The organism is Protofrankia sp. Cr2 (assembly GCF_963555885.1).
Taxonomy (GTDB): Bacteria; Actinomycetota; Actinomycetes; order Frankiales; family Frankiaceae; genus Protofrankia.
Genome location: NZ_CAUVXG010000001.1, coordinates 359,082 through 368,991, shown reverse-complemented (window position 1 = coordinate 368,991; position 9,910 = coordinate 359,082). Strand labels below are relative to the sequence as shown.

Below are 9,910 nucleotides of genomic sequence, written 5' to 3'. Positions count from 1 at the left end.
GGCGATCGACAGCAATCGGGTCCAGCCTGTATCGAAGGCGACCTCAACGGCGGCCGCGGCGATCTGGATAGCCACTGTTACGCCGATCGAGCTGTAGAAGAAGGACGGCAGTCCGAGGCCGCCGGCCAACTGTGCCCGCGAGGTCTCCGCCTCGGCCAGGGCAGCAGCAGCATCTTCGGGAGTGGGCAACTCCATCATATTTTCCATGTTAGAAAGTGTGACTCAAGCTTTCCAACTTGGCAAGTTCACCTGCTGATGGAGGTCCTGGTGCGCGGGTCGACGTGTGGTCTTCGGCGATCCATGGCGCTGAATCTTCGCCGGTAAGAGCGCCTGGCAATAGGGGCGTGGATCAAGGAGCGGGACTGGGGCGCGTTGGCCCAGAAGCAAACGCCAGGCTGACGAGCAGCTCGCACGGCAGTATCGGATCAACTTCGCCGGGGACGACCCACAGCGGCCCCGGATTCACGTCGGCCCGTACTCCATCGATCTGGTCGCGGCCGCTCATGCGGCAAGCCGCTTGGAGCTGGACATCTGGGCGGCCATCAAGACTGAGGAAGGCCAGTCCGTCAGCAGGCAGGCCGTCGCCGCACTCTTGGCGAATCCTTCGTCGGAACCGACGCCGAATCCGTGCTCACTTCCCGGCGCTGGGAAAGTGATGGTCGAGCCGACCTATAGCGGATGGTCCTCGCGCCGGGTATCGGCCTGCCGCATCCGTGTCTGCTCCCGGAGTTCGGCGCGGACGGACTCATGCGGCCGTCCGCCTTCAGGCGGTGGGCCTCGTACAGGACGTCGTCGGGCGTGGCAGCCAAGCGTCCACTAACCGCCCACACGCCTAGTGGACGGCGTGCGCAGATGGTCATGAAAGGAGGCATGAATGATCAAAAACCCTGTGACCTGCGATTTTAGCTATCGGAGCGGAGGGCGTGGGATTCGAACCCACGAGGAGCGTTGCCACCCCTAGCGGTTTTCAAGACCGCCGCCATCGGCCACTAGGCGAGCCCTCCTGACCTGCGGCTTCGACCCGGTTGGCCTGATCGTCGAGCTGGCCGTTCCGTGCCTGGTCCGCGTGGCTGTCGTTCCCGTCGCCGGGCAGCCGGTCGTCTCCGAGTATTGCAGGATCGGCCGCCGGTGTGCCGAGTGCCTGGTCGATCGAGGAGTTCACCGTTGCACTCGCTAGCAGGAGGCCCGTACCGGTTCGGGATGACGGCGTTAGAGCGCCACCACGTGGAGCATTACCGACGATATGATCGCCAGCGCGGAGATCGTCTACCGGGCGAAGGCGGCAATAGCGGTGGCGGTCACCCGGGCCGGCGGTAGGTGCCATGCCGGGCCGGGTGACCGTGTCACGTCAGGCGGGTGTTGCGCCGCCGCGCGGCCGCGTCCGCCGGACGGCACCGACGGCCACGTCGAACATGAGGAAGGCGAGCAGGGTCACGCCGAGGACGGGCAGAGCCCAGCCGACAGCGGCGGTGAGCACAAGCCCGACGACGAGCACCGGTCGCGGCAGCCCGCGCCAGGTGCCGCGTGCCGGAGCCGGGCCGACGGGCGCCCGCCGATCGTCGCGCAGGGGTCTCCGCTGCCACCACATCCGATAACCCCAGATGATCACACACAGCAGGCCGACCATCAGGGATGCGAGGAGTACCTGGTTGGCCAGGCCGAACAGCAGGCCCATGTGCGCCGCGATCCCGAGTTTGGTGAGTTTCGCGAGCAACGGGTAGTCAGCCCAGTCGGCCCGGGAGACTATCCGGCTGTCGGCCGGGTCGATCGCGACCTGGCTGAGCCGAACCGGCCACAGCTTGTCGGTCTGGGCGACGCTCCAGGCCGCGCCCGGCTCGGCGGGCAGGTCGATCTCGACCGGCCCGTCCAGCCCGCCTGCGCGCGCCGTGGCGAGAACCCGGTCGAGCTGCCCGGTGACGCTCGCTTCGCCGTGGTCGGTCGTCGAATCGGCAGCAGCCGTCCCGCCATCGGTCATCACATGGCCCGCATGCTGTGGATCAGGGACAGGGCCGGGGCCGGACACCGGCAGGGTGGTGTCCAGTTCCGGTGCGTGGGCGTGCAACGCGTCCAGGGCCGAGCTGAAGTGCTCCCCGGCGTACCGCGACCACGTCAAGCCCGTCGCAGACAGAAACAGCAGGCCGAGCGCGAGCCAGATCCCGACACTGCCGTGCCAGGCCATCGTGCGTCGCCGGCCCCGCGCGGCAAGATCAGGCAGCAGAACCCGGCGCAGCCGCCGGGCGCTGCGCCGCCGGAGCACCCACAGCACCACACCACCGCCGACCACCACCCACAGCCAGCTCGCCGCCACCTCGGAGTAGTTCCGCCCGAGCGTGCCGAGATGCAGGTTGCGGTGCAGATCATCAAGCCACGTGGTCAGCGGGGTGCTCCCCCACCAGGTGCTCAGCGCTCCCCGCACCTGGCCCGTGTACGGATCGACGTAGACGGTGCGCTGCTTGTCCTCACCGAGGCCGGGCACGTCAAGCACGACCCGGGTCGTGCGGTCGGCTGCATCAGCGGGCAGCACCGCGGCCACGCTGCCCTCTGGATGAACGGCCCGAGCCGCCGCGACCTGCTCGGCCAGCGGACGCGGGTTCGTCCCGACCCGTTCCACATGCAGTTCGTCGGCGTAGACCAGCCCGTCGAGCTGCGGGGTGAGGGTGTAGGCGAGCCCGGTGAGTGCGGCCACCACCAGAAAGGGCGCTACCAGCACGCCCGCGTAGAAGTGCAGCCGAACCAGCATGCGGCGTGCCCCGCCGGCATCAGCAGGAGCTGGAACAGAAGCAGAAGCAAGAACAGGAACGGGAACGGGAACGGGAACGGGAGGAGCAGAAGGTGTTTCGGACTCGTCCGGGGACAGCCCGAGATGATCGACAGTGGTCACATGCGTCTCCAGCACAGGAATGAGGTCACGCGGACATGCCGCGCCGACGTCCCACACATGAAGATCAGCTCAGAGCACTCTGAAGCACGGCCCCGCGACGGACCGATGAGGCACGGCTGAACCAGGTGGGACGGGACGCGGATCACTCGCGGTTACACGCGGTTACCCGCGGGTGGACACCGTCCGGGCGCTGACAGCACACCGGACGGTCGGCGACAGACCGGAACACGGCATCGGAATCCAGGCACGGTCGATCGCGCCCGCCGAGCCGGTCAGGCCGGTACGAGAACCGGTGGACCCCTGCGGATGACGACATGGAAGAGCAGGACGAGACGTGGTGCCCGCCGCAGCCACCGGACGGGCTGGACCGGGCGGACGACACATGGACGGACGAACCCGATCCGGTGCCGCAGCAGCCGGCCGGCGACGCGGCGCGCGACGGCCGCGGTGCCCCGCGCCGCCCGCCACAGCAGGCGTTCCCCGACTGCGAGCCAGAGCGCGAGGACGAGCGCGGCCAGCAGGTGCGCGAGCGCCATCGCGGGCCCGCCGGGCAGCAGGTCCACGCCCGGCGCGGCACTCTGGAGCACCATGTCGCCGGTGTGGGTGAGGTCGGTGATGCCGATTGAGGCACTCCCTGCGAGACCGTTCGCCATGGCGGTGGGTTCGGTGACGGCAAAGGCGAGATGCAGCGCCGCCTGCACGCCGACCACCAGGGCGGAGAGCCGCCAGAGCGACATCCGACCCTGTGCCGCGCCCCAGCTGACCCGGGCTGTCAGCAGCGCCCCAAGCCCCATGACCGGCACCGACGGCAACCGGCCGCACGCCGCCCGGTGGCCGACGACCGCCAGCCCGAGCGCCAACGCCGCCACCGTCGCGGCGCGTGCGCTCCGCCCAACAGGTGTCGCGGCCCAGGTCACAAAACCCAGACCCTAGGGCATGACGACAGGTTCAGACAGGACAGGCGAGTGCCGGTGTGGTCACAGCCATCGCCGACTGCGGAAGATCGTGTAGAGCATGACGCAGACGCCGACCATGAGCGCCATCGCGAAGGGGTAGCCATACGCCCAGCGCAGTTCCGGCATGTCGCTGAAATTCATCCCGTACACCGTGCCGACCAGGGTCGGAGCAAACAGGATAGCCGCCCATGCGGAGATCTTCTTGACCTCCTCGTTCTGCTCCAGGCTCGCCTCGGTCAGGATCTTCATCTCCTCGTTCTGGCGCTGCCCGACCAGTGCGGCGTTCACGGTGAGGATGTTCACCAGCAGCTGCCGGAAGCCCTCGATGCGCTCCACGACCTGGACGACATGATCGGACACGTCACGCAGGTACTGCTGCAGCTCGGCGTCGACGCCGTACTTCACAAATCCCGACGCCAACGCGGCCAGCATCCCAAGGAGCGGCTTGGTGGCCCGCTGGAACTCGATGACCTCCCGGGACAGCTCATAGATCCGCCGGCTCACCTCGGGGTCCCCGCGGAACACCTCGGTCTCGATCTCGTCAATATCGTTTTCCAGCCCGGCCACCACCGGCGCATAGTCGTCCACGACCCGGTCGAGGATGGCGTAGAGCACCGCCTCCGGCCCCCTGGCGAGCAACTCCGGATCGGACTCCATCCGCCGCCGTACTTTTGGCAGATCCGGGGCATCACCATGACGCACGGTGATCACATAGTCGTTACCGACGAAGACGTGCAGCTCGGAGAACTCGACTTCTTCCCGGATGTCGTTGTAGCGCGCTGCACGCAGGACCACGAACAGGGTCGTGCCGTACCGCTCCAGTTTCGGTCGCTGATGCGCCTGAACCGCATCCTCGACCGCGAGCTCGTGCAGGTCGAACTCGTTCGCGATCGAGGCGATCTCGCGCCGGTCCGGGCGGACCAGACCGATCCACGCGAGATCCTGCTTGTGTTCGTCATGGCGCTCACGCAGGAGTTGATAGGTCTCACCCAGCGAGGTCGGTTGCACAAAACGCCGACCTTCGGTGTAAAACGCGTTCTCCATCACGGTCATCACGCCAGCTCCTCGAGGGGCTTACGGGCCGTGCCGGTAGGCGCCGCTGGGCTCACAGCGGCGTTCGGAGCACTCGTTGATCCAGCGCGCCTACCGGAGCAGCCCATGAGTCATGGCTTGCACTCCAGTCCACCCGCATTGCCATGGCCGCCATGGCCGCCATGGCCGTGTCCGCCATGGCCGTGTCCGCCGGGCACGACGGCCGGTTGGCACGCCCGGCGACTCGCCATGCCCGTCTCACCACGCCCGGCTACGCACCCGTAGCGGCCATCACCGCTCGACGAACAGGGCTGGAGGCCCTCGCCGGCGCGAACCAGAGCCCGGCGGCGAGGTCGGTTGTACAGCGGTGTGCCGTACAGATAAACGGACCGGACTCAGGCGGCGGGGGTCGCCGAGCCAGCCAAGGACAGGCACGGACTATGGCCGGGACTCATCCCGCCACCTCCTTTCACAGTCGGGCGCCCGTGGGCACACTTCACCTGTGCAGAGAGTGATCGCACGAACCGAGCCCAGCTCAGAACCGGACCACGTGCGGAGCACCCCTCCTCGTCAGAGCTTTGGCACTGCACGGCGTAATCCCAACCAGGAAGCCACCTGGGCCCACCCCTTAGCTCGGGGAGAGCTGTCCTGACCCGGGGCGTCTCTCGACGTTCGGGGTCAGTGGCCTGTGTCCGTGCAGACGCCTCACCGAACGAGGTGCCGCGTCCCAAGCGTGCCGCCCGACACGGGGAGCTGTCAAACCGCCGTCGGGTGATATAGCTCCCGACATGCCCAGACCGGCGGCTTCCATACCGAAAGGGTTTCTCATATCACTGTAAGTATCTCTTTATACCTCATGCGCCCGGTCCGAACGCGGGTCGACCAGCCTGCTCACGCTCAGACGTCTTCATCCGGGCCTCGTAGACATGTCGCCGACCACCGACCAGCGCGTCCCGGACCATCCGTTCGGACTCCACGAATGTTCGGAAGTAGCCGTCGTCGTACTCCTCGACCACCTGGAAGGTCCACCGGCCGTCGAGGACGTTGAGTCCGAACAGGTCCCGACGCACCCGGTCGGCTATCTCAGCGTGCCCGGCGTTCTCCAGCTCCTCCAACGCCGACCCGAGCATGAGATCGGCATGGCCGGACATCTGGTGGAAGGCGTAGAGATGACCTCTCGCCCGTTCCACCCACTCCAACGCCTCGCTGATCTTTCCAACCGCATGAACGGTGTCGCCGTCCAGCTCCGGCGCAGTGCGGTCGGCGGTCTGGCCGGCGGTCTGGCCGGCGGTCCGCCCGATGTGTTGCGGTGCCGGTGCCGGGGTCCGGGGGTTCGTTCTCACACCCCGCAATTGCCCGCCCTGTACCCGGGTAACACGGCATCCCCGGCGGAAAGCTCAAGGTCGACAACGACAACGATCCGAGAAGAGGCGGTTGCAGACAGGAGTAGTAGCCTACCCGCATGGCCAATTTCGACCGTGCGGCCGATTCACCGATCCTCGCACGCGGCATCCAGCCCTACATCGCGATCCACAGCTCACCGCCGGACGAGCTCCTCGTCGATCTCGCGGAGGAAACACGACAGACGTTCGGCGATGCGGCCGGTATGCAGATCGGTACCGAGCTCGGCACGTTGCTGACCATACTGACAGCGAGCACAGGGGCACGTCGGGCGATCGAGGTCGGCACGTTCACCGGCTACTCCTCGATGTGCATCGCCCGTGGGCTGCCCGCCGACGGGCAGCTGCTCTGCTGCGACGTGAACGAGGAATGGACCTCGCTCGCGCGTGAGTACTGGAAGCGCTCCGGCCTGGACGACCGGATCGAACTACGGCTCGGCCCGGCCGCGACCACCATCGCCGCGCTGCCCGCCCAGCCCAGCTATGACATCGCCTTCATCGACGCAGACAAGATCTCCTACCAGACGTACTTCGACCTGCTGGTGCCGCGGATGCGCGTGGGCGGGCTGATCGTCGCCGACAACGTGCTGCAGGGTGGCTATGTCGTGGATGCGGCAAGCCAGGAGGTGAACGTCCGGGCGATCCGGGCATTCAACCAGGCCGTGGTCGCGGATAATCGGGTTCAGGCCGTTCTGCTGGCTGTTTCGGACGGTCTGACAATCGCCCGGAAGCTGTAACCTCCCATGCGACGCCGTGTCGGCAACGGCGGCGCGGCCATGGCCTGCCATGCCGCGCCCGCCCTCACTCTCGATCACTGCAGCCACACCAGCACTCAATCGGAACTGACAACCAGATGATCATGAACACGGGCGAACTCGCGCTCAAGAAAGTCGAGAAAGTCGTCGACCTCGTACTCCCGGTAGCCGCCGATGAACCGGGTCGTATCGAACTTGACAGCGCTGATATCGGCCGGAGTGAGACACTCGGGAAACGAAGTGGAATCCCGCTGCCGGCCGCCTCCGGTGGATTTCACCAGAGCGTGCATGACGGCCAGATCCTGCGCTACCCGGTCGAGGAAATCATTAACCTGATCCACCTTGTAACCAACACTGAGCCGCGTCCGGGTAAACGATTTTCCTGACACCTCCGGACCGGTTATGCCAGCGTGGTAGGAAACACCGTGCTCACCGGTCCGGCCGACACTTGACACCGCGGAGACAAATTTCTGGAGGTTTGCGAACTCCCGCGCGACAACGCCGAGGAAATCATCGACCTCCTGTTCGCAGTAGCCACTCAGAAACCTCGTCGGGTTGAAGGTCGTCGAGCTGATTTCCGTCGGGGTCACGCGCAGGACGAGTTCGCTCGCATCCGGTCGGTAGCCGCTCTCAACCGATCGCACAAGTGTGTGCAGGCGGTGCAACTCCGCGGCGGCCCGGTCGAGGAAGGCGTCAACACCGACCATGGTGTAGCCGGTGCGCAGTCGGGTGGCGCTGAACGCCTTCATGCTGAGGTCATGGGATGTCACGATCGGGCGGTAGCGAACGGGATAGTGGGAACCGCGTTCACCGCCCGGCTGTGGCTGTGGCTGTGGCTGTGGCTGCATTCCGCGCCGTACCGGCGGGGCCTGCGCCACTCCAGCGGAGGCCATCGGAGCTGACACCGTCGGAGTCTGCGTCATCGGAGCCGGCGCTTCCTGCGACAGCGACACCCGGGACGGCTGTGGCTGGATAGGCAGCGGGATGGTCTGCCCCGGCTGAAGCTGCCGCGGCACCTGCACGACACCGCTTCGCAGCGCCGTATCATTGCGCTGCCCCGTATCATTGCGCAGCGCGCCATCATCATTCCGCGCACTATTGTTATACCGGCCGATGCCGTTATGTCGTGCAACAGCATCGTACCGTGCGGTGTCGTCATGATGCGTGTCGTCATGATGCGCGATCTCATGATGCGCAATACCGTCCGGCCAGAGGATCGCCGGACGGACAAGGGCGTCCAGGGGCGCGCTGATCCGTCCGGCGAGGTCTGCCGCCCAGCGCTCGACCGGCACCACCGCGGGTGGTTCGCCGCCCGGTGGTGGCCAGTGCATGGACACCCGATGCGCTACCGCCCGTGCCAACAGGTCGGTCGTACCGCCGGCAATCAGATCGAGTTCCTTCGACCACCGGACCGCGACAACGAGGTCGGGACGATCCAGCTGCCGTTCGATCTGAAGGAAACGCTCCAACTCATGCCGACACTGGGCATTTCGAAAGAAAGCAGGGGTCATGACCGCGATGAGGATGGCCGCGGCGTTCGCGGGGTCCGCCGGACCAGCAATCCGCTCGTGCCACAGCTCACCCCAGCGGGGATCCCGTCGATCACAGAAAACCCGGAACGAGGAGTGACCCGTTCGGGTTCGGATGTCGTCCTCGAGCGCAGTCGCGAGCTCCGCTAGGGAAGCACCGTGCCGCGCATGGTCCGCGTCGGCGTAGCTGAGGAAGGCGACCGGCGCCGAACCAGGCTGGCTGGGCACACGGACCTCCCGCGCGCTGTCGCGCGGAAACGCACTAATCAGGGACCTTTTCACCGTTCCTGACCATATAGTCGACAGCCGTATCCGACGATGTGATTCAGGAAATGACACCTCAATATAGTCGAAGCAGAATGAGCTAGATAATCAAGATGATATAGACCGATGGTGGTGAAATCGGATGCGGCGCCGTACGATGGCGTTCATGGTCGACGCCACGGCGGGCGGCGTGGGTGGGCTCGTCCTCGCGGCCGGGGCGGGGCGCCGCTTCGGCGGTCCCAAAGCCCTGGCCACGCTGGACGGTGAACCGCTGGTCGAGCGGGCGGTCCGGCTACTCGCAGATGGCGGCTGCGCACCGGTCTTCGTGGTGCTCGGAGCAGCCGCGGCCGACGTCATCAGATCCGCGACGTTCCCAGGGGCGCAGATCGTCCTCGCCCAGGACTGGGCCGAAGGGATGGGGAGCTCGCTTCGGCGCGGGCTCGACGCGGTTACCGACACCGCCCTCGACGCGGTGATCATTGCACTCGTCGACCAGCCTCTTATCGGCCCGCAGGCCGTACGCCGACTGATCGACACCCACGCGTGCGGCGCGGTCGCGGCGGTCGCCACCTACGGCGGGCAACCGCGTAATCCTGTGTTGTTACGGCGTGAGACATGGGCCGAGGTGTGCGCCCATGCCCGTGGTGACGTGGGCGCGCGCGCCTGGCTGCACGCCAACCCCGACCGCGTCGTCTCGGTGGCGTGCGATGGAACCGGCTCCCCCGACGACGTCGATACACCGGCGGACCTCGTCCGCCTGTCAGCCGCGAATGCCTCGGATATCAGTGGGTCGGATACCCGCCGGTCAGCTGGCCGTTCCGGCGGGCGTGGCCGATGATGTGGATCGGGCCGGCCGTCGGTTCAGCTGGAACACCCGGTGCTGGATCCGCCACCCGTCCGGGGTGCGCACCACCGTGTCGGTGTACTGCCCGGACCCGGCACGCCGGTCGTGCAGAATGCCGATGACACGGCTGTGCAGCACCGGCTCGCCGTCATCCTCGGTCACGTAGATGTTGGTGATGTGGTGGGCGAGCGGGTGGTCGGCGCCGTCCATGTGACCTCGGATGGCATCGAGGCTGTCGAGCCGCGGACC

The 9,910-nt window shown here is 66.8% G+C and carries 9 protein-coding genes, 1 tRNA gene, 1 pseudogene and 1 riboswitch; of the genes and pseudogenes, 2 read left to right on the top strand and 9 right to left on the bottom strand.

The window, feature by feature from the left end:
- The 7 genes and pseudogenes from U9978_RS01575 to U9978_RS01545 all read right to left on the bottom strand — a co-directional run.
- A pseudogene (locus U9978_RS01575) lies at nucleotides 1–195 on the bottom strand (hypothetical protein); the annotation flags it as partial.
- A 720-nt stretch (nucleotides 196–915) separates the two neighbouring features.
- A tRNA-Ser gene (locus U9978_RS01570) sits at nucleotides 916–1,004 on the bottom strand.
- Entirely contained in the window at nucleotides 968–1,162 is a 195-nt protein-coding gene (locus U9978_RS01565) for a hypothetical protein (protein WP_322759206.1), read from the bottom strand. The genes U9978_RS01570 and U9978_RS01565 overlap by 37 nt, the downstream gene beginning before the upstream one ends.
- Before the next feature lie 186 nt (nucleotides 1,163–1,348).
- Nucleotides 1,349–2,740 carry a PepSY domain-containing protein gene (locus U9978_RS01560; RefSeq protein WP_322759205.1) on the bottom strand — a complete coding sequence of 464 codons (1,392 nt, stop codon included), beginning with the start codon at nucleotides 2,738–2,740 and terminating at the stop codon, nucleotides 1,349–1,351.
- A 413-nt stretch (nucleotides 2,741–3,153) separates the two neighbouring features.
- Complete coding sequence (locus U9978_RS01555; protein WP_322759204.1) at nucleotides 3,154–3,798, bottom strand: hypothetical protein; 645 nt, start codon at nucleotides 3,796–3,798, stop codon at nucleotides 3,154–3,156.
- Nucleotides 3,799–3,858: 60 nt separating this feature from the next.
- Entirely contained in the window at nucleotides 3,859–4,890 is a 1,032-nt protein-coding gene (corA, locus tag U9978_RS01550) for a magnesium/cobalt transporter CorA (protein ID WP_322759203.1), read from the bottom strand.
- 535 nt (nucleotides 4,891–5,425) lie between these two features.
- Nucleotides 5,426–5,593, bottom strand: a riboswitch (M-box (ykoK) riboswitch).
- A 130-nt stretch (nucleotides 5,594–5,723) separates the two neighbouring features.
- Nucleotides 5,724–6,170 (bottom strand): hypothetical protein, encoded by a 447-nt coding sequence (locus U9978_RS01545; RefSeq protein WP_416210816.1) that lies wholly within the window; start codon nucleotides 6,168–6,170, stop codon nucleotides 5,724–5,726.
- Between the two features lie 161 nt (nucleotides 6,171–6,331).
- Here U9978_RS01545 and U9978_RS01540 point away from each other — a divergent pair, with 161 nt between their 5' ends.
- Entirely contained in the window at nucleotides 6,332–7,006 is a 675-nt protein-coding gene (locus U9978_RS01540; protein WP_322759201.1) for an O-methyltransferase, read from the top strand.
- Between the two features lie 95 nt (nucleotides 7,007–7,101).
- Here U9978_RS01540 and U9978_RS01535 read toward each other — a convergent pair whose 3' ends face one another.
- Nucleotides 7,102–8,781 (bottom strand): DivIVA domain-containing protein, encoded by a 1,680-nt coding sequence (locus U9978_RS01535; RefSeq protein WP_322759200.1) that lies wholly within the window; start codon nucleotides 8,779–8,781, stop codon nucleotides 7,102–7,104.
- 178 nt (nucleotides 8,782–8,959) lie between these two features.
- Here U9978_RS01535 and U9978_RS01530 point away from each other — a divergent pair, with 178 nt between their 5' ends.
- Nucleotides 8,960–9,655: a nucleotidyltransferase family protein gene (locus U9978_RS01530; protein WP_322759199.1), complete on the top strand. Its 696-nt coding sequence runs from the start codon at nucleotides 8,960–8,962 to the stop codon at nucleotides 9,653–9,655.
- Here U9978_RS01530 and U9978_RS01525 read toward each other — a convergent pair.
- The coding region (locus U9978_RS01525; RefSeq protein ID WP_322759198.1) for a nuclear transport factor 2 family protein at nucleotides 9,623–9,910 on the bottom strand (288 nt) is incomplete at its 5' end. The two genes, U9978_RS01530 and U9978_RS01525, sit on opposite strands and share 33 nt — an antisense overlap.